This is a genomic window from Enterobacter sp. (assembly GCF_977039595.1).
On record NZ_CDRQYH010000067.1, the window covers coordinates 1 to 19,351 of the forward strand.

The window sequence follows — 19,351 nt, forward strand, 5'->3', positions numbered from 1 at the left end:
GCTCCAGATGCGCGTTGTGGTGGTCAACCAGCACAGCGCGCCGAATATCCACGCGAACAGCGTAAACTGTGCCGGAAACAGGCAGCACAGCACGAACAGCGCGATGGTCTCCGTCCCTTCCGTTAACCCACCGATGTAATAAAACGACTTGTGCGCATAGCCGGGGTTGTCGATGTCGTGCTTTGCGGCCAGCGCCGCAAACGCCAGAAAACTGCTGCCGGTCCCGATAAACGCAAACAGCAGCCAGGCAGCCGCCAGCGCATTCTCTGCCGGAGCAGCCAGCGCAAAGCCAAACGGCACCAGGGCGTAGAAAAGAAAATCGAGCGCGATATCGAGAAATCCCCCCGCATCGCTCAGCCCTCTGCGGCGCGCCAGCGCCCCGTCCAGACCATCCAGCAGGCGGTTAAGCACGATGGCGACCAGCGCCGCCGGATACCAGCCGAGGGCCAGAAACGGCAGCGCCAGCACGCCGATGGCAAACCCTGTCAGGGTCAATCCGTCGGGCGTAATGCCCGGTCGGTCCAGCACAGAGACCATACGATTCAGAGCGGGTTTTATCCGCGGGTGAAGATGGCGATCAAGCATGAGGCGTCTCGTTAAATGTGGCGCACAGCCCCTGCGCCGGGATGTCCAGCGCGGCGTTAAAGCGGGCAGAGAGATTCTGAAAGGCAATGAGCGCCGTCATCTCTGTGATGGCGTCATCCGTAAAGTGGCGCTTCAGCGCCGTTCTGATGGCCTCATCCGCCCGGGGCGGCGTGGCGGTCACCGCCTCGGCGTAGGCCAGCGCCGCGCGCTCCTGCTCCGTGAACAAGGCGGAACCCTGCCAGTCGCTCACGGCCTGCACCTTATCCAGCGCCCCGCTGCGCTCGGCCAGCCGCAGGCTGTTGGCATCAATACAGAAAGCACAGTGGCAGAGCTGGGATACCCGCGTCATGAGCAGCGAACGAAGAACGGGCGTCAGGCGCGCGCGACGACGCTCCAGAAAACCGACGAACAGCGCCACCAGCCAGAACAGACGAGGCATGCGCCCCCACCAGCGCGTGGGATTCAGCACCGCGCCAAAATGCTTTTTCTGCATGACGGCAATCGGTCTAAGGCTGGCGGGAAGGGATTCGATAGGGGCAACCCAGGCGGTAGTCTCTTTCACCTGATTCTCCTGATAGCTGGACTCTGAGAAAGGGCACGATAATATGTCTTTTTTCACCATCAATTATTGACGACCATGCTGAAAACACTCGATGTCGTTGCCGCCATCATCGAAAAAGACGACAAAATTTTACTGGCACAGCGCCCTGCCCACGCCGACCAGCCGGGCATGTGGGAATTTGCAGGCGGCAAAGTCGAGGCGGGTGAAACCCAGCCCGAGGCGCTTATCCGCGAGCTGCGTGAAGAGTTGGGTATTGAAGCGCTGCCCGCTCAATACGTGGCAAGCCACCAGCGTGTAGTCTCGCAGCGGTTAATCAACCTGCACGCCTGGCACGTTCCTGCGTTTAGCGGTGCGCTCACGGCGCACTACCACAGCGCGCTGGCGTGGTGTACGCCCGAAGAGGCGTTTGGCTACGCCTTAGCCCCCGCAGATATTCCGCTGCTGGAAGCGTTTATTGTTTTACGCGACGCCAGACCAGCGGGTTCGTGCTGATGGCGCGCTCGTCGCGCTGGCACTGCAGCAGAATGCCGTCCGCTTTCACCACGGCGCCTTCCGAGTAGTTCTGATTCTGATAGATACAGCACTGATTACAGGGCTGCACCGTTTGATTCTGGCCGCTGGAGTTAAACACTTCCGGCGGCACATTCACTTCCACATCCGGACGAATGCGGTCAGCCTGCGCGCCAGCGGTGAAGATCAGACATAACGCGGTTAATAGATAACGTTTCATAGACACATCTTCCTGTTGTTCCCTTGATAATGACTATAACGGTAAACCCGCGCGGAACCTTTAATTTATCTCGTCATCGCTTTTGGTTATGACGCCTGCGCTCTCATTAATTTCCCTTTCGCCCTAAATTTCTGCTTGCCAGACAAAGCAGTACGGGTGGTATAGTCAAAAAAACAACACAAATCGCATAAGTCATATACAAACATTATTATAAGAGGTTCTTATATCTATGGATCAGACACGCTCTCTGGAAAGTTTCCTTACCCATGTTCAGCAGCGCGACCCGCACCAAAGCGAGTTCGCGCAGGCCGTGCGTGAAGTGATGACCACCCTGTGGCCCTTCCTTGAACAAAACCCGCGTTATCGCCAGATGTCTTTGCTTGAACGCCTGGTCGAGCCAGAGCGCGTGATCCAGTTCCGCGTGACGTGGGTTGACGATCGCAATCAGGTGCAGGTTAACCGCGCGTGGCGCGTACAGTTCAACTCGGCCATCGGCCCGTTTAAGGGCGGCATGCGTTTCCATCCGTCCGTGAACCTGTCGATTCTGAAATTCCTCGGCTTCGAGCAGACCTTTAAAAACGCCCTCACCACGCTGCCCATGGGCGGCGGGAAAGGCGGCAGCGATTTCGACCCGAAAGGCAAAAGCGAAGGTGAAATCATGCGTTTCTGCCAGGCGCTGATGACCGAACTCTATCGCCATCTTGGTCCTGATACCGACGTGCCTGCCGGTGATATCGGCGTCGGCGGACGTGAAGTGGGCTTTATGGCCGGGATGATGAAAAAGCTCGCCAACAACAGCGCCTGCGTCTTTACCGGTAAGGGGCTGTCGTTTGGTGGGAGCCTGATCCGCCCGGAAGCGACCGGGTACGGCCTGGTTTACTTCACCGAGGCCATGCTCAAGCGCCACGGTTTAGGCTTTGAAGGCATGCGCGTCGCGGTGTCCGGCTCCGGTAACGTGGCGCAGTACGCGATTGAGAAAGCGATGCAGTTTGGCGCTCGCGTGGTAACCGCCTCTGACTCCAGCGGAACGGTGGTGGATGAAGCGGGCTTTACGAAGGAAAAGCTGGCACGCCTGTGTGAAATTAAAGCCAGCCGCGATGGCCGTCTTGCAGATTATGCCCGGGAGTTTGGCTTGACCTATCTTGAAGGCAAACAGCCGTGGGGCGTGCCGGTGGATATCGCCTTGCCGTGCGCCACTCAGAATGAGCTGGACGTGGACGCCGCGCGTACGCTGATTAGCAATGGCGTGAAGGCGGTAGCCGAAGGGGCGAATATGCCGACCACTATCGAAGCGACGGATCTGTTCCTGGAAGCGGGCGTACTGTTTGCACCGGGCAAGGCTGCCAACGCGGGCGGCGTGGCGACGTCCGGCCTGGAGATGGCGCAAAACGCCGCGCGTCTCGGCTGGAAGGCGGAAAAAGTGGATGCCCGCCTGCATCACATCATGCTGGATATTCACCATGCCTGCGTGGAGTACGGCGGCGAGGCATCGCAAACCAACTACGTGCGCGGGGCGAATATCGCCGGATTCGTGAAGGTGGCGGATGCGATGATTGGGCAGGGTGTGATTTAAGGTTTATAGCGTGCGGCCGGGTGCCCTCACCCCGGCCCTCTCCCACAGGGAGAGGGGGTAAACCGGGCGTATCAGGCCGCGCTTTTTTTCCTTTTAAACGGTTTTTTCGCGCCACCACCGGGTGCAACCATCCCTCTGAACGTTTTCACCGGCGTGCTGCGAGCCTGATCGATCAGCTGGTAAAGCGTCCCGACCAGCGGTTGCATAAAGTCCTGATAGCGACACTGCTTCTCGCTGATCTGCGTCAGCACCGATTCCCAGTGCGCGGTCATGTCCGGCCTGGCGGCCAGCTCCGGCAGGGAATGAATCAGCGCGCGTCCCGGCTCGGTCGAATGGATATAGCGCCCCTTTTTCTCAAAAAAACCGCGCTTAAAGAGCAGCTCGATGATCCCCGCTCGCGTCGCTTCCGTACCCAGACCGTCGGTGGCGCGCAGGATCTTCTTCAGATCTTTATCCTGCACGAACCGGGCGATCCCGGTCATCGCCGACAGCAGCGTCGCATCGGTGAAATGGCGCGGCGGCTGGGTCTGGCGTTCCACCACTTCCCCTTTTTCACACAGCAGCTCGTCGTCTTTAGCGACGACGGGCAGCGGCGTGCCGTCGTTCTCCTCGTCACGCTCTTTGTTCCCCAGCAGGGTACGCCAGCCTGCTTCCGCGAGGAAACGGGCTTTGGCGATAAACTTCCCTTTTGCGATTTCCAGCTCGATCACGCATTTGCGGAACACCGCGTCCGGGCAGAACTGCATCAGGTACTGACGAGCGATCAGGTTGTAGACCTTCGCTTCGTTATCCGTCAGGTTGACGCTGCTGGCGCGCGCCGTCGGGATAATCGCGTGGTGGGCGTCCACCTTTTTGTCGTCCCAGCAGCGGTTATGGGTATCCGGATTAACCGCCGGCTGCGGCAGCAGATCCGGCGCGTGCACGCTAATGGCGTTCATCACCGAATGACGACCGGCAAAATGCTCTTCAGGCAGGTAGCGGCTATCCGAACGCGGATAGGTGATCAGCTTGTGGGTTTCGTAGAGCTTCTGGCAGATATCCAGCACGTTCTGCGCGCTGAGGCCAAAGCGCTTCGCGGCCTCAATCTGCAGGGCCGACAGCGAGAACGGCAGAGGCGCGGGTTCTGATTCCCGTTTATCGTTATAGCTGGTGACGATAGCGGGCTGTCCGGTAATGCGGTTAACCACGTGCTCCGCCAGCGGACGGTGCAGCAGACGCCCCTCTTCATCCTGATACGATTCGCAGGCATCGCTCGGCTGCCAGACGGCGGTAAAACGCTCGTCTTCAGGCGTAACGATATGCGCTTTGACCTCAAAGAAATCTTTGGCGACGAAGTTTTCAATCTCTTCATCGCGACGCACGACCAGCCCCAGCACCGGCGTCTGCACGCGCCCCACGGAGAGCACGCCCTGATAGCCCGCGTTGCGCCCGAGGATGGTGTAGGCACGGGTCATGTTGATACCGTACAGCCAGTCCGCGCGCGCGCGGGCCAGCGCGGAGACGCACAGCGGGATAAATTCGCTGTTGGCGCGCAGGCGCGAGATCGCACGCTCCACCGCCTGCGGGTTGAGGTCGTTGATCAGGCAGCGCTGCACCTGCTGACGCTTTTCCGGCGCGAGCTCCAGATAGTCCAGCACCTCATCCACCAGCAGCTGTCCTTCCCTGTCCGGGTCACCCGCGTGCACGATTTCATCGGCTTCATGCAGGAAGCGCTTGATCACGTTGAGCTGTTTGGTCACCGAAGGTCGGGGCTGCAGGCGCCATTTTTCAGGCACGATGGGCAGATCGTTCAAATTCCAGCGGGCGTAGCGGCTGTCATAGACATCCGGCTGCGCCTGCTCAAGCAGGTGACCAATACACCATGTGACCACCTGCCCGTTACCGCATTCGATAAAGCCGTCGCCTTTGCGATGCGGCTTAGGCAGCACGTCGGCGATGGCACGGGCCAGGCTCGGCTTTTCGGCAATAAACAACCGCATCGAATTAACGGATCTCAATCATCGGTCGACCACCGCGCGCGGTCACCAGCTCGCCGATCGCCGTCAGGGTAATGCCGAACTCAGCGGCCGTGGCCTGAACCTCGGCTTCGGATTCCGGCGTCACCGCCAGCAGCAGGCCGCCGGAGGTTTGCGGATCGCACAGCAGGTTGCGCCACTCCTCAGGCATTTCGCCCATCAGGTGACCGTAGCTGGCGAAGTTACGCTGGGTACCGCCCGGAACCGCGCCCTGAGCAATATACTCTTCCACGCCCGGCAGCTTCGGCACGTCCTTATACCAGACCTGCGCCTGCACGCCCGCGCCCTGACACACCTCGGAGAGGTGTCCCAGCAGACCAAAACCGGTCACGTCGGTCATCGCCTTCACGCCGTCGATATTGGCAAACGCCGCACCGGCAAGGTTCATCTGACACATGACTTCGGTTGCCAGCCCTTTGTGCTCCGGTTTCAGCAGGGATTTTTTCTCGGCGGTGGTCAGCACGCCAATGCCCAGCGGCTTGGTGAGAAACAGCTTGCAGCCCGCCTGCGCGGTGCTGTTGCGCTTCACGCGTTCGGTCGGCACCACGCCGGTAACGGCCAGGCCGAAGATTGGCTCCGGCGCATCAATAGAGTGACCGCCGGCCAGCGCAATTCCCGCCTGCTGGCAGGCAAAACGGCCGCCATCAATCACTTCACGGGCCACTTCCGGCGGGATGGTGTTGACCGGCCAGCCCAGAATGGCGATCGCCATAATCGGCTTACCACCCATTGCGAAGATATCGCTGATGGCGTTGGTGGCCGCAATGCGTCCGAAGTCGAACGGGTTGTCGACAATCGGCATAAAGAAGTCGGTGGTGCTGATAATGCTGGTGCCGTTACCTAAGTCATAAACCGCTGCATCGTCACGCGTTTCGTTGCCGACAAGCAGGTTCGGGTCGACAAACTTCGCCTGTTCGCTGTGCAGGATGGTCTCCAGCACTTTCGGGGAAATTTTACAACCGCAACCGGCTCCGTGGCTGTACTGCGTTAAACGAATGGTTTGCTCGCTCATGGACGTCTCCTGTCATCTCAATCGCGCTATGGTAGCGCTCATTCCATAAAGAGGTAAGTATGACTGTCTGAATTCTGCGGCAGATGCTCAGAATCCAGACAGTTTAGCGCGCGTTATCAGAAACGGCTGACGAAAGGCGTGGTGTCCGGCACGCTGATGGTGCTGGAGGCTTTAAGCTGCGGGGTGCCGAGATAGAGGAAGCCGACAATTTTGTCATGCTCGCCACAGGAGAATCCTTCCCGTACGGCTGCGCTCTCCGTCAGCGGCCCGGTGCGCCAGATGCCATTGAAGCCCTGCGCGACGGCGGCCATTTGCATCGCCATTACCGCACAGCCCGCGGACATTTCCTGCTCCCAGACCGGGACCTTATGGTCGGCCTGACATTTTGCCACGACAGCAATAATCATCGGTGCACGGAACGGGGCATTGCGCGCCTTGTCGATGCCCTTCTCATCCTGCCCGGCGGCCACCGCCCCCTGCTCCAGCAGCTGGCTGAAGCGATCGCGGCCTTCGCCTTCAATTACAAAGAAGTGCCACGGCTGCAGTGTGCCATGATCGGGGGCACGCATGCCGGCACGCAGAATGTTCTCCAGCTGCTCGCCTGCCGGGGCAGGTTCGGCCAGACGGGAAGCGCTACGGCGGTTAACAAGCAGTTCGAGTGCGTCCATTGGTTAACTCCTTTCTTGAAATTTACTCACAAAATTAACACGACGGCAGATTTTGTTACAGCCTGGCAGGCGATTCCTGCTGACAAGTGGCGGTTGGGTCATTACGATAACCCAACATTACCGTCCAGTGGCGACGGAAACAGTCATTTTCTGGTTAGGGAGAATACATGCGAACCCTTTGGCGAATCATTGCCGGTTTCTTTAAATGGACGTGGCGACTGCTCAACTTCGTCCGCAACCTGGTGATGAACATCTTCTTCATTTTTCTGGTTCTGGTTTGCGCGGGAATCTGGATGCACATCAGTAACGCAAATCAGGCGCAGCATTCGACCCGCGGGGCGCTGTTACTCGATATCACCGGCGTTATTGTTGATAAACCTTCCGCCAGCAGCCGTCTGGGCGTAATCAGCCGCCAGTTGTTTGGCGCGACATCAGACCGCCTGCAGGAGAATTCCCTGTTCGATATCGTCGATACCATCCGTCAGGCCAAAGACGACCGCAACATCACCGGTATCGTGCTGGATCTGAAAGATTTTGCCGGTGGCGATCAGCCTTCCATGCAGTACATCGGTAAAGCGCTGCGCGAGTTCCGCGACAGCGGCAAACCGGTGATTGCCGTGGGCGATAGCTACAGCCAGGGGCAATATTATCTGGCGAGCTTTGCCAATAAGATCTGGCTCTCCCCGCAGGGCACGGTCGATCTGCACGGCTTTGCCACCAATGGCCTGTACTATAAATCGCTGCTCGACAAGCTGAAGGTCACCACCCACGTCTTCCGCGTCGGCACGTATAAATCCGCCGTGGAGCCGTTTATCCGCGACGATATGTCCCCTGCCGCCCGCGAAGCGGACAGCCGCTGGATTGGCGAGCTGTGGCAAAACTATCTCGGCACCGTTGCCGCTAACCGTCAGATTACGCCTGAGCAGGTGTTCCCTGGCGCGCAGGGCGTGCTCGAAGGCCTGCGTAAGGTTGACGGTGATACCGCAAAATATGCGCTCGATAACAAACTGGTTGATGCCCTGGGCACCAGCGCCGAGATTGAAAAATCCCTGAGCAAACAGTTTGGCTGGAGCAAAGAGGACAAAAATTACAGCGCCATCAGCATGTATGATTACTCGACGAAAAAACCGGATGAGAACGGTGACAGCGTCGCGGTGGTCTTTGCCAACGGTGCGATCATGGACGGTCAGGAGACCCCGGGGAACGTGGGCGGCGATACTACCGCGTCGCAAATCCGCGATGCTCGCCTCGATCCGAAAGTGAAGGCAATTGTCCTGCGGGTCAACAGCCCTGGCGGCAGCGTCAGCGCCTCTGAGGTGATCCGCGCTGAACTTGCCGCGGCCCGCGCCGCAGGCAAGCCGGTCGTCGTCTCAATGGGCGGAATGGCCGCCTCCGGAGGTTACTGGATCTCCACGCCAGCCAACTATATCGTGGCTAATCCAAGCACGCTGACCGGCTCGATTGGCATCTTCGGGGTGATCAACACCGTGGAAAACAGCCTGGATTCTCTGGGCGTGCATACCGATGGTGTAGCAACCTCTCCGCTGGCGGATGTGTCGGTGACCAAATCCCTGCCGCCGGAAGTTTCTGAGATGATGCAGCTCAGCATTGAGAACGGCTATAAACGCTTTATCACCCTGGTCGCGGACTCGCGTAAAAAGACGCCTGAGCAGATCGACCAGATTGCACAGGGCCACGTCTGGACCGGCCAGGATGCGAAGAGCAACGGGCTGGTGGACAGCCTGGGTGACTTCGATGACGCGGTGAAGAAAGCCGCCGAACTGGCGAAGCTTAAGCAGTGGCATATCGAGTATTACCAGGACGAACCGTCGTTCTTCGATATGGTCATGGACAGCATGTCCGGCTCGGTACGTGCCATGCTGCCGGAGGCGCTGCAGGCTTACCTGCCTGCGCCTGTCGCCACGGCGGCAAAAGCGATGAAGGCGGAAAGCGATAAGCTTGCGGCCTTTAACGATCCACAGAGTCGTTACGCGTTTTGCCTGACCTGCGCGAACGTCCGTTAAAACCGTCCCCTCTTCTCGCGAAGAGGGGATTTTTTTCTTTTGAAGAACAAGAACTCACTACCATGCAGAAGAAATCGATTTATGTAGCCTACACTGGCGGTACCATCGGTATGCAGCGCTCTGAAAACGGCTATATCCCCGTCTCCGGCCACCTGCAGCGTCAGCTTGCACTGATGCCAGAATTCCACCGTCCGGAAATGCCTGACTTTACGATCCATGAATACGAGCCGCTGATGGACTCCTCCGACATGACGCCGGAAGACTGGCAGCATATCGCGGATGACATTAAAGCCCATTACGACCAGTACGACGGCTTCGTGATCCTGCACGGCACCGACACCATGGCGTTTACCGCCTCGGCGCTCTCCTTCATGCTGGAGAACCTGAGCAAGCCGGTTATCGTTACCGGGTCGCAAATTCCGCTGGCGGAGCTGCGCTCGGACGGGCAGATCAACCTGCTGAACTCCCTGTACGTGGCGGCGAATTACCCGATTAACGAAGTGTCGCTGTTCTTTAACAACCGTCTGTATCGCGGTAACCGCACCACCAAAGCCCATGCCGACGGCTTTGACGCCTTCGCCTCCCCAAACCTGCAGCCGCTGCTTGAGGCCGGTATTCATATCCGTCGTCTGGGAACCCCTCCTGCGCCGAACACAGCGGGCGAGCTGATTGTGCATCCGATTACTCCGCAACCGATTGGCGTGGTCACCATCTATCCGGGTATCTCTGCGGACGTGGTGCGTAACTTCCTGCGCCAGCCGGTGAAGGCGCTAATCCTGCGCTCCTACGGCGTGGGCAATGCGCCGCAGAATGGCGAATTTCTGAAAGAGCTTCAGGAAGCCAGCGAGCGCGGAATTGTGGTCGTGAACCTGACCCAGTGTATGTCCGGTAAAGTGAATATGGGCGGCTATGCCACCGGCAACGCGCTGGCGCATGCGGGTGTGATCAGCGGCTTCGATATGACCGTTGAGGCAACGCTGACTAAACTTCACTATTTACTGAGTCAGGATCTGGACATTCAGTCCATTCGCAGCGCGATGATGCAAAACCTTCGCGGCGAACTGACCCCGGACGAATAAGGAGTGCTCATGAAGCAACGCGCCCTGCTACTGGTCGATTTGCAAAATGATTTCTGCGCGGGCGGTGCGCTGGCCGTCGCCGAAGGTGACAGCACCGTTGACGTGGCAAACACGCTGATTGACTGGTGCAAAGCCCGTGGTGAAGCGGTTGTCGCAAGCCAGGACTGGCACCCTGCGAATCACGGCAGCTTTGCCAGCCAGCACAACGTAGAGCCCTTCACCCAGGGTGAACTCGACGGGCTGGCGCAAACTTTCTGGCCGGATCACTGCGTACAGCAGACGGAAGGCGCGGAGTTACATCCGCTCCTGAACCAGAAAGCCGTCGACGCAGTGTTCCATAAAGGTGAAAACCCTGCTATCGACAGCTATAGCGCGTTTTTTGATAACGGGCATCGCCAGAAAACGGCGCTGGACGCCTGGTTGCGTCACCACGAAATCACGGAGCTGATCGTACTGGGCCTGGCGACGGACTACTGCGTGAAGTTCACCGTGCTGGATGCGCTTCAGCTTGGCTACACCGTCAGCGTTATCACCGACGGCTGCCGCGGGGTGAACATTCAACCACAGGACAGCGCTCAGGCGTTTATGGATATGGCTGCGGAAGGCGCAACCCTGTATACGCTCGAAGACTGGCAGGAAACGCAGGCATAGTCTTTTACGCCCTCTCCCTGTGGGAGAGGGCATCAATCCGCACCGTTATTGCATTTTAATCGTCGCAATCGGCTTCGGCGTGATACCGAAGTCCTCTTTCAGCTCGCGCTTGCTCTTCATCACCATCTGGCCTTTGGTGTCGATCGTCATGTGCTGTGCGTCGTTGTTGTTGCGCGCCTGCCACAGCATCACCAGCTGCAAACTGTTCTCTTTTTGCTCCGGCGTCAGCGCAACGCCGTCGGGCCATTTTCCCAGCTCCACGGCGGTCACCAGACGCTGATAAATCTCCGGTGTCATGCCGCTAATCATGTCATCAATATTCACACTCGCGCCCTTTCAAAGGAATAATTTGCTGAATCGTTTTTTCAACCCTTAATCTGGTCACCGTTTTCATCATCGGTGAAGCTCATTGAGGCTGAATTTACGCAGAAACGTTCGCCGGTAGGCTGAGGTCCATCCGGGAAAACGTGCCCAAGGTGCGCGTCGCAGTTGCCGCAGCGAATTTCCGTACGCACCATGCCGTGCGACGAGTCGGTCAGATAGCGGATTGCCTCATCGCTCACCGGCTCATAGAAACTCGGCCAGCCGCAGCCAGAATCAAATTTCGTTTGTGAATTAAACAGCGGGGCATCACAGACCAGGCAGTGGTAGACGCCGTCCCGCTTGTTGTGCAGTAAACGCCCGGTGAACGGCGGTTCCGTTCCGTGATTCTGCGTCACGTAAAACTGCATTTCTGTGAGGTTTTTTTTCAAATCGTCAGGGTTACGTTGGTTCGACATATGCTTACATCTCGCTGTTGAAACAGACATCTTTCAACCCGGATTCTAACAAAACATTAACACCCTTGCGTGCACTTTTGATCTAAACTTATGTGTCGCGAATAAGCGGTCAGGCAATTGTGATCACGTTCACATTTTTATCCTGCGAGGACTTTAAAATCCCGGCGCAGCCCCCATATGGGTGCAAGCTCAAAGGGAAAGTGAGGCGAGTCAGTCGCACAAACGTTAGTCACAGGATTGATTTGTCGCAATGATTGACACGATTCCGCTTGACGCTGCGTAAGGTTTTTGTAATTTTACAGGCAACCTTTTATTCACTAACAAATAGCTGGTGGAATATATGACTATCAAAGTAGGTATCAACGGTTTTGGCCGTATCGGCCGTATTGTTTTCCGTGCTGCTCAGAAACGTTCTGACATCGAAATCGTTGGTATCAACGATCTCCTGGACGCTGAATACATGGCGTACATGCTGAAGTACGACTCAACTCACGGTCGTTTCGACGGCACCGTTGAAGTGAAAGACGGCCACCTGGTTGTTAATGGCAAAACCATCCGCGTTACTGCTGAAAAAGACCCAGCTAACCTGAAATGGAACGAAATCGGTGTTGACGTTGTTGCTGAAGCAACCGGTATCTTCCTGACCGACGAAACTGCGCGTAAACACATCACCGCTGGTGCGAAGAAAGTTGTTCTGACTGGTCCTTCCAAAGACAACACCCCAATGTTCGTTCGTGGTGCAAACTTCGAAACTTACGCTGGCCAGGATATCGTCTCTAACGCATCCTGCACCACCAACTGCCTGGCACCGCTGGCTAAAGTTATCAACGACAACTTCGGCATCATCGAAGGTCTGATGACTACCGTTCACGCGACCACCGCTACTCAGAAAACCGTTGATGGCCCATCTCACAAAGACTGGCGCGGCGGCCGTGGCGCGGCTCAGAACATCATCCCATCCTCTACCGGTGCTGCTAAAGCTGTAGGTAAAGTACTGCCAGAACTGAATGGCAAACTGACTGGTATGGCGTTCCGCGTTCCAACTCCAAACGTATCCGTTGTTGACCTGACCGTTCGTCTGGAAAAAGCTGCTTCTTATGAAGAAATTAAGAAAGCAATCAAAGCTGCTTCCGAAGGCGCAATGAAAGGCGTTCTGGGCTACACCGAAGACGACGTTGTTTCTACCGACTTCAACGGTGAAGTGTGCACTTCCGTGTTCGATGCTAAAGCAGGTATCGCACTGAACGACAACTTCGTTAAACTGGTTTCCTGGTACGACAACGAAACTGGCTACTCTAACAAAGTACTGGACCTGATCGCTCACATCTCCAAATAAGTTGAGATGAGTGCTTGATCCAAAAAGGCGACTTCGGTCGCCTTTTTTATTTATAAGACAGAGGATTGCTTAATGATTAATAAAATTTTTGCACTTCCGGTAGTCGAACAGCTTACCCCTGTGCTCTCCCGCCGTCAGATTGACGGTGCTGATATCATCGTCGTTGACCATCCGCGTGTTAAAGCGTCCGTGGCGCTGAACGGCGCTCACCTGCTCTCCTGGAAACCGGAAGGCGAAGCAGAAGGTTTGTGGCTGAGCGATGCGACCTCCTTCAAAAAAGGGGCAGCGATCCGCGGTGGCGTGCCTATCTGCTGGCCGTGGTTCGGCCCGTCCGCCCAGCAGGGTTTGCCTTCTCACGGTTTTGCCCGTAACCAGCAGTGGACCCTGAAAGCGCACAACGAAGACGATAACGGCGCAGTGCTGACCTTTGAGCTGCAGGCTAATGATGAAACCCTCGCCCTGTGGCCGCACGATTTCACCCTGTATGCCCGCTTCAAGCTGGGTAAAACCTGTGAAATCGAACTGGAAGCTCACGGCGAGTTCGAAACCACCTCTGCCCTGCACACCTATTTCAACGTGGGTGATATCAGCGCAGTGAAGGTGAGCGGCCTGGGCGATACCTATATCGATAAAGTCGATAACGCGAAAGAAGGCAAACTGAGCGACGGCGTTCAGGCATTCCCTGACCGTACCGACCGCGTCTACCTGCACCCGGAAGCGTGTAGCGTGATCCACGACGGCGCCCTGAACCGCGGCATTGAAGTGGTCCATCATCATCACAGCGATGTGGTGGGCTGGAACCCGGGTCCTGCGCTGTCCGTCAGCATGGCCGACATGACGGATGAGGGTTATAAAACGTTTGTCTGCGTGGAAACGGCTCGCGTGACCAACCCGCAGAAAGCGAGTGAAGAAAAACCGTCTCGTTTAGGGCAGACGATTCGCATTGTGAAGCGATAATTTCGCTGCACCATGCTAAAGCAAACGGGGCGCAAGCGCCCCGTTTTGATGCATAGATTGCACTAAATTAATGCACAATCAGAACTTGTAGCTCACACCCACAGAGAAGATACCTGCCCAGGACTTATCGACCATCGGGCTATCCTTCACTTCGTCGCTCAGACGCTCGTAGCGGCCGGTACCGTACACGCTCCAGTCGCCAAGGAAGTTGTAGCTCGCTGTCAGCTCCAGGTAAGGATCCCAGCCGTCATCTGCACTATAACTTTTCAGACCACTGCGGCGGGACTCATTTTTAGAGACGCCGTAGTAATAGTCGTTGTAGTTCTCGCTGTTGTACTGCACACCGATACCCGGCGTCAGGGTCAGCCCACCGTTGGTATAGCGGTACAGCCACGCCAGGTCCCAGATAAAGCCGTTGCTGTTATCCAGCGTGTCACCCGCCAGGGCCGTACGCAGGAAGCCATACTGGGTGTTATGCACGTATGAGAGGCCGGCCATCATCGAGCTTTTACGCTTGTCGAGCTGGCGAAGCGCGTGGCTGTCACTGTCACCCGGCTTGAAGTGCGTTGGATCGTAGTAGGCCATTATGGAGAGCTTATCGGCCTTGTCGTTCCAGAGATAGTAGCCGCCGCCGAGCCCGCGGAACCAGACGTTATCCCCTTCATAGGTGATAACCGGAACAGGATACACATCACGGTCATACTGTTTGTACGGGCTGTTAATGACGCCAACACCCGCGCCAAGCGTCCACTGACTTTCCGCCTGTGCGGTGCTTACTGCGGTCGCGGCAAGGATGCCTAATGCCAGAAGTTTGAGTTTGGTCACAATCCATTCTTTCCTGTAGTCAAATAATCAGCGGGTGAAGTGTAACCGCCATTCCCGTACATCCCAAAATTTTTTGCCTGCTAATCAGTCTGATTAACCCATTATTTTTAACTTTTCAGATGACAACACGCTTTCATTTATATGACCGCTGAATGAAAAACGTGCATTTGTCTTATAACGACAGTGGAAATTTTTGGATGAGTTATTGATATGTCATTGAAAGTAGATTTTATGGGCATGCAAGTTTTGCAAATGCCATCTACGCTTTAATTTAAGAAGAGTTTTCCTGAACACCCTGCGGTTCTTAGCGTCTGACCTGGCACACAGGTTGCTGCTCTGGCAGTGAGGTTCGAGAGATTCTCTTCCGGGAGCCTCCACTACTCATACGAACGGCTCTTATCCTGTGCTAAAAAACGAAAGGACGGCATGCCATGAATATATTCGATCACTATCGCCAGCGCTATGAAGCTGCCAAGGACGAAGAGTTCACACTGCAGGAGTTTCTTACCATCTGTCGGCAAGATCGCAGTGCCTATGCCAATGCGGCAGAACGGCTATTGATGGCTATTGGTGAGCCAAACATGGTTGACACTGCCCTGGAACCCCGGCTTTCCCGTCTCTTTTCGAATCGGGTGGTCGCCCGATATCCGGCGTTTGAAGAGTTCTATGGTATGGAAGATGCCATCGAACAGATTGTCTCCTATCTGAAGCATGCCGCTCAGGGTCTGGAAGAGAAGAAACAGATCCTCTATTTACTCGGCCCCGTGGGCGGCGGTAAATCCTCGCTGGCGGAACGCCTGAAGTCGCTGATGCAGCGCGTGCCTATCTATGTGCTGAGCGCCAACGGCGAGCGCAGCCCGGTGAATGACCATCCGCTGTGCCTGTTCAATCCGCAGGAAGATGCGCAGATTCTGGATAAAGAATACGGTATACCGCGTCGCTACCTCGGCACCATCATGTCGCCGTGGGCGGCAAAACGCCTGCACGAGTTTGGTGGCGATATCACCAAATTCCGCGTGGTGAAGGTCTGGCCATCTATCCTTGAACAGATCGCCATCGCCAAAACTGAACCCGGTGATGAGAACAACCAGGACATCTCGGCGCTGGTGGGTAAAGTTGACATCCGTAAGCTGGAAAACTTCGCGCAAAACGACCCGGATGCATACGGTTACTCAGGCGCGCTGTGCCGGGCTAACCAGGGGATTATGGAATTCGTCGAGATGTTTAAAGCACCGATTAAAGTGCTGCATCCTCTGCTGACGGCTACCCAGGAAGGAAACTACAACGGGACGGAAGGTATCTCCGCCCTGCCGTTTAACGGGATCATTCTTGCTCACTCGAACGAATCTGAATGGGTGACCTTCCGTAACAATAAAAACAATGAGGCCTTCCTTGACCGCGTGTACATCGTCAAGGTGCCTTATTGCCTGCGGATCTCTGAAGAGATCAAAATTTACGAGAAACTGCTTAACCACAGTGAGCTGGTGCATGCACCCTGCGCGCCCGGCACGCTGGAAACGCTGTCACGCTTCTCCATCCTTTCGCGCCTGAAAGAGCCGGAAAACTCCAGCATCTACTCGAAAATGCGCGTGTATGACGGTGAGAGCCTGAAGGATACCGATCCGAAAGCGAAATCGTATCAGGAATATCGTGACTATGCCGGGGTTGATGAGGGGATGAACGGTCTGTCCACGCGTTTCGCGTTTAAGATCCTCTCCCGCGTATTTAACTTCGACCATGCGGAAGTGGCGGCCAACCCGGTTCATCTGTTCTACGTGCTGGAACAGCAAATCGAACGCGAACAGTTCCCGCAGGAGCAGGCTGAACGCTATCTTGAGTTCCTGAAAGGTTACCTGATCCCGAAATACGCCGAGTTCATTGGCAAAGAGATCCAGACGGCCTACCTGGAATCCTATTCAGAGTACGGGCAGAACATTTTTGACCGTTACGTCACCTACGCTGACTTCTGGATCCAGGATCAGGAGTACCGCGACCCGGATACCGGCCAGCTGTTTGACCGTGAATCCCTGAACGCGGAGCTGGAAAAAATCGAGAAGCCTGCCGGGATCAGCAACCCGAAAGACTTCCGTAATGAGATTGTGAACTTCGTCCTGCGCGCCAGAGCGCATAACAACGGGCGCAATCCGAACTGGACCAGCTACGAGAAGCTGCGCACGGTCATTGAGAAGAAAATGTTCTCCAATACCGAAGAGCTGCTGCCGGTGATCTCGTTTAACGCCAAAACCTCAACCGATGAACAGAAAAAACACGACGATTTTGTCGACCGTATGATGGAAAAAGGCTACACCCGCAAACAGGTGCGCCTGCTCTGCGAATGGTACCTGCGCGTGCGTAAATCGTCTTAAAACAAGTGCCCGGCGGCGCTTAGAGCCTGCCGGGCCTACAAAATGCAAGTTGGCAAATGCAGTACGGGGGGTATATGACCTGGTTTATTGACCGGCGTCTTAACGGCAAAAACAAGAGCACGGTGAACCGCCAGCGCTTCTTGCGTCGTTATAAAGCGCAAATTAAACAGTCTATCTCCGAGGCCATCAACAAACGCTCGGTGACCGACGTCGACAGCGGCGAGTCTGTCTCCATCCCCACCGATGACATCAGCGAACCGATGTTTCATCAGGGGCGAGGCGGCCTGCGCCATCGCGTACACCCAGGTAATGACCACTTCGTTCAGAACGACAGAATTGAGCGCCCTCAGGGCGGCGGAGGTGGTTCAGGAAGCGGTCAGGGACAGGCCAGCCAGGACGGTGAAGGTCAGGACGAATTTGTCTTCCAGATTTCGAAAGATGAATATCTCGACCTGCTGTTCGAAGACCTGGCGCTGCCGAATCTGAAAAAGAATCAGCATCGTCAGCTTAATGAATATAAAACCCACCGCGCGGGCTACACCGCCAACGGCGTACCCGCCAACATCAGCGTCGTACGTTCGCTGCAGAATTCGCTGGCGCGACGCACGGCCATGACGGCAGGAAAACGTCGCGAGCTGCGCGAGCTGGAGAGCAGCCTGAAGGTGGTGGAAAACACGGAACCGGCGCAACTGCTGGAAGAGGAGCGCCTGCGTAAAGAGATTGCAGAGCTGAGGGCGAAGATCGAACGGGTACCGTTTATCGACACCTTTGACCTGCGCTACAAGAACTACGAAAAACGCCCTGAGCCCTCCAGCCAGGCGGTGATGTTCTGTCTGATGGACGTGTCCGGCTCGATGGACCAGGCAACCAAGGATATGGCGAAGCGTTTTTATATTTTGCTCTACCTTTTCCTGAGCAGAACCTATAAGAACGTGGAGGTGGTCTATATCCGCCACCACACCCAGGCGAAGGAGGTGGATGAACATGAGTTCTTCTACTCTCAGGAAACCGGGGGGACCATCGTCTCGAGCGCGCTGAAGCTGATGGATGAAGTGGTCAAAGAGCGCTACGATCCGGCGCAGTGGAATATTTATGCTGCGCAGGCGTCGGACGGCGATAACTGGGCCGACGACTCGCCGCTGTGTCACGAGATTCTGGCGAAGAAAATTCTGCCTGTGGTGCGTTACTACAGCTATATCGAAATCACCCGCCGCGCGCACCAGACCCTGTGGCGAGAATATGAGCATCTGCAGGCGATGTTCGACAATTTTGCCATGCAGCATATCCGTGACCAGGATGATATTTATCCGGTGTTCAGAGAGCTGTTCCACAAGCAAAGCACAACAACCTCAAATTAAACCTTGTTAATCAGCCAGTTAGCTTTGTTTCGCTGGCTGATTAACTATAGTTTTCACGTTTAAAATTCTTCATAATTTTCATTGCCTTAGTTTTTATTTTGGGGAAGGCAGTTTAGTGGTTATCCGGTTATATGGTGGGTAACTTGTCTTCCCCAATAATGTTAAGGGTGTGAGTCAGTACGCCATATACAGTTACATCATCCAGCGCGTCGCCTTCTATCGCTTCGCCATCTTCAGTTATCAATGCCGCCCCGTATAGCTTTGCAAACTCGTTCCTGTTATCCATTCTTACCAGTAGCGTATCTCCCTGCTCTGGCCTCATGGCAACGTTAATGACAGCCCAACCGCATGACGTTTCTATTACCCTGCAGTTTCCATCAATTCCGCATAACAGATCGATGGTTAACCGTTGTTCCTGGTAATCCATTGCTGGTGAAGGAAAGCCCATCAGAATACCCTCCCCATATTACGCAAGATCCAGTAACGGTTATTACTGCCATCCGTCGTCTTATCAGCAAAATCAGGCTGGTATCTCTCAATCCATGCGTTAGCGTCTGCCTGGCTGAAATGCCAGTTCTTCTCGCGCAAATTATTGATGAATTTGTTTGTTTTTAGGTAAAGGTAGCCCTTTGGATTCTGTTCTATAGAGGCAAAAAAAAGCTGCGTGAATATCATATTGGCGAGGCATAGCAGCACCCTCACTTGATTATTGACTGTATGTATATGGGTCTTCCCTTGATGTGGTGGCTGAAGGCATGATAATGGTGTATTTAATCGCCAGAGGTCACCGCCATGGACGAAAAGTCCCTCTACGCTCATATTCTCAACCTG

19 protein-coding genes and 1 pseudogene are annotated in these 19,351 nt (G+C 55.6%); 9 read left to right on the forward strand and 11 right to left on the reverse strand.

Annotated elements, in window-relative coordinates; genetic code table 11:
* Together ACWYRJ_RS16855 and ACWYRJ_RS16860 are read right to left on the reverse strand one after the other, a co-directional pair.
* A partial coding sequence (locus ACWYRJ_RS16855; protein WP_455508308.1) for a CDP-alcohol phosphatidyltransferase family protein occupies positions 1 to 585 on the reverse strand: 585 nt, incomplete at its 3' end.
* Positions 578 to 1,147 carry a carboxymuconolactone decarboxylase family protein gene (locus tag ACWYRJ_RS16860; protein ID WP_249575889.1) on the reverse strand — a complete coding sequence of 190 codons (570 nt, stop codon included), beginning with the start codon at positions 1,145 to 1,147 and terminating at the stop codon, positions 578 to 580. The genes ACWYRJ_RS16860 and ACWYRJ_RS16855, both read right to left, overlap by 8 nt.
* Before the next feature lie 75 nt (positions 1,148 to 1,222).
* Here ACWYRJ_RS16860 and ACWYRJ_RS16865 point away from each other — a divergent pair, with 75 nt between their 5' ends.
* Positions 1,223 to 1,639, forward strand: coding sequence for a pyrimidine (deoxy)nucleoside triphosphate diphosphatase (locus ACWYRJ_RS16865; RefSeq protein ID WP_023292696.1), 417 nt, complete (start codon positions 1,223 to 1,225; stop codon positions 1,637 to 1,639).
* On the opposite strand, the gene ACWYRJ_RS16870 is transcribed toward ACWYRJ_RS16865, so the two are convergent.
* On the reverse strand, positions 1,599 to 1,877 hold the full coding sequence (locus tag ACWYRJ_RS16870) for a DUF1496 domain-containing protein (protein ID WP_111965586.1): 279 nt from the start codon (positions 1,875 to 1,877) through the stop codon (positions 1,599 to 1,601). The two genes, ACWYRJ_RS16865 and ACWYRJ_RS16870, sit on opposite strands and share 41 nt — an antisense overlap.
* Before the next feature lie 229 nt (positions 1,878 to 2,106).
* On the opposite strand from ACWYRJ_RS16870, the gene gdhA reads away from it, so the two are divergent.
* The gene (gene gdhA / locus ACWYRJ_RS16875) at positions 2,107 to 3,450 is read left to right on the forward strand and encodes an NADP-specific glutamate dehydrogenase (RefSeq protein WP_455508309.1); all 1,344 of its coding nucleotides are present in this window, start codon (positions 2,107 to 2,109) and stop codon (positions 3,448 to 3,450) included.
* A 71-nt stretch (positions 3,451 to 3,521) separates the two neighbouring features.
* Here gdhA and ACWYRJ_RS16880 read toward each other — a convergent pair whose 3' ends face one another.
* From ACWYRJ_RS16880 to ACWYRJ_RS16890, 3 genes are all read right to left on the reverse strand, one after another.
* A complete protein-coding gene (locus ACWYRJ_RS16880; RefSeq protein WP_455508310.1) occupies positions 3,522 to 5,429 on the reverse strand; it encodes a DNA topoisomerase III in 1,908 nt (635 codons plus the stop codon).
* Positions 5,430 to 5,433: 4 nt separating this feature from the next.
* On the reverse strand, positions 5,434 to 6,477 hold the full coding sequence (gene selD / locus ACWYRJ_RS16885) for a selenide, water dikinase SelD (protein ID WP_455508311.1): 1,044 nt from the start codon (positions 6,475 to 6,477) through the stop codon (positions 5,434 to 5,436).
* A gap of 116 nt (positions 6,478 to 6,593) precedes the next feature.
* Positions 6,594 to 7,145 carry an NAD(P)H nitroreductase gene (locus ACWYRJ_RS16890; protein WP_143344991.1) on the reverse strand — a complete coding sequence of 184 codons (552 nt, stop codon included), beginning with the start codon at positions 7,143 to 7,145 and terminating at the stop codon, positions 6,594 to 6,596.
* 167 nt (positions 7,146 to 7,312) lie between these two features.
* Between ACWYRJ_RS16890 and sppA the strand changes: the two genes are divergently transcribed.
* From sppA to pncA, 3 genes are all read left to right on the forward strand, one after another.
* Positions 7,313 to 9,169, forward strand: coding sequence for a signal peptide peptidase SppA (gene sppA, locus ACWYRJ_RS16895; protein ID WP_111965581.1), 1,857 nt, complete (start codon positions 7,313 to 7,315; stop codon positions 9,167 to 9,169).
* A 62-nt stretch (positions 9,170 to 9,231) separates the two neighbouring features.
* Positions 9,232 to 10,248: an asparaginase gene (gene ansA / locus ACWYRJ_RS16900; RefSeq protein ID WP_008500705.1), complete on the forward strand. Its 1,017-nt coding sequence runs from the start codon at positions 9,232 to 9,234 to the stop codon at positions 10,246 to 10,248.
* Positions 10,249 to 10,257: 9 nt separating this feature from the next.
* On the forward strand, positions 10,258 to 10,899 hold the full coding sequence (pncA, locus tag ACWYRJ_RS16905; RefSeq protein WP_249575894.1) for a bifunctional nicotinamidase/pyrazinamidase: 642 nt from the start codon (positions 10,258 to 10,260) through the stop codon (positions 10,897 to 10,899).
* Positions 10,900 to 10,944: 45 nt separating this feature from the next.
* Here pncA and ACWYRJ_RS16910 read toward each other — a convergent pair whose 3' ends face one another.
* Entirely contained in the window at positions 10,945 to 11,208 is a 264-nt protein-coding gene (locus ACWYRJ_RS16910) for a YeaC family protein (RefSeq protein ID WP_283772823.1), read from the reverse strand.
* 56 nt (positions 11,209 to 11,264) lie between these two features.
* On the reverse strand, positions 11,265 to 11,678 hold the full coding sequence (gene msrB, locus ACWYRJ_RS16915; RefSeq protein WP_008500710.1) for a peptide-methionine (R)-S-oxide reductase MsrB: 414 nt from the start codon (positions 11,676 to 11,678) through the stop codon (positions 11,265 to 11,267).
* A gap of 340 nt (positions 11,679 to 12,018) precedes the next feature.
* On the opposite strand from msrB, the gene gapA reads away from it, so the two are divergent.
* Both gapA and ACWYRJ_RS16925 read left to right on the forward strand, forming a co-directional pair.
* Positions 12,019 to 13,014 carry a glyceraldehyde-3-phosphate dehydrogenase gene (gene gapA / locus ACWYRJ_RS16920; RefSeq protein WP_014831506.1) on the forward strand — a complete coding sequence of 332 codons (996 nt, stop codon included), beginning with the start codon at positions 12,019 to 12,021 and terminating at the stop codon, positions 13,012 to 13,014.
* A 72-nt stretch (positions 13,015 to 13,086) separates the two neighbouring features.
* Positions 13,087 to 13,971 carry a D-hexose-6-phosphate mutarotase gene (locus ACWYRJ_RS16925; protein ID WP_455508312.1) on the forward strand — a complete coding sequence of 295 codons (885 nt, stop codon included), beginning with the start codon at positions 13,087 to 13,089 and terminating at the stop codon, positions 13,969 to 13,971.
* 78 nt (positions 13,972 to 14,049) lie between these two features.
* Here the strand turns inward: ACWYRJ_RS16925 and ACWYRJ_RS16930 are convergent, their stop codons facing one another.
* Positions 14,050 to 14,796, reverse strand: coding sequence for a MipA/OmpV family protein (locus ACWYRJ_RS16930; RefSeq protein ID WP_115874791.1), 747 nt, complete (start codon positions 14,794 to 14,796; stop codon positions 14,050 to 14,052).
* A gap of 431 nt (positions 14,797 to 15,227) precedes the next feature.
* Between ACWYRJ_RS16930 and yeaG the strand changes: the two genes are divergently transcribed.
* Both yeaG and ACWYRJ_RS16940 read left to right on the forward strand, forming a co-directional pair.
* Complete coding sequence (gene yeaG, locus ACWYRJ_RS16935; protein WP_008500713.1) at positions 15,228 to 17,162, forward strand: protein kinase YeaG; 1,935 nt, start codon at positions 15,228 to 15,230, stop codon at positions 17,160 to 17,162.
* Positions 17,163 to 17,236: 74 nt separating this feature from the next.
* Entirely contained in the window at positions 17,237 to 18,520 is a 1,284-nt protein-coding gene (locus tag ACWYRJ_RS16940) for a YeaH/YhbH family protein (protein ID WP_048977349.1), read from the forward strand.
* Positions 18,521 to 18,647: 127 nt separating this feature from the next.
* Here the strand turns inward: ACWYRJ_RS16940 and ACWYRJ_RS16945 are convergent, their stop codons facing one another.
* Both ACWYRJ_RS16945 and ACWYRJ_RS16950 read right to left on the reverse strand, forming a co-directional pair.
* Positions 18,648 to 18,968 (reverse strand): hypothetical protein, encoded by a 321-nt coding sequence (locus ACWYRJ_RS16945; RefSeq protein WP_045406334.1) that lies wholly within the window; start codon positions 18,966 to 18,968, stop codon positions 18,648 to 18,650.
* Positions 18,968 to 19,208: pseudogene (locus ACWYRJ_RS16950) on the reverse strand (hypothetical protein). Before ACWYRJ_RS16950 ends, ACWYRJ_RS16945 begins: the two are co-directional and overlap by 1 nt.
* Between the last annotated feature and the right edge of the window lie 143 nt (positions 19,209 to 19,351).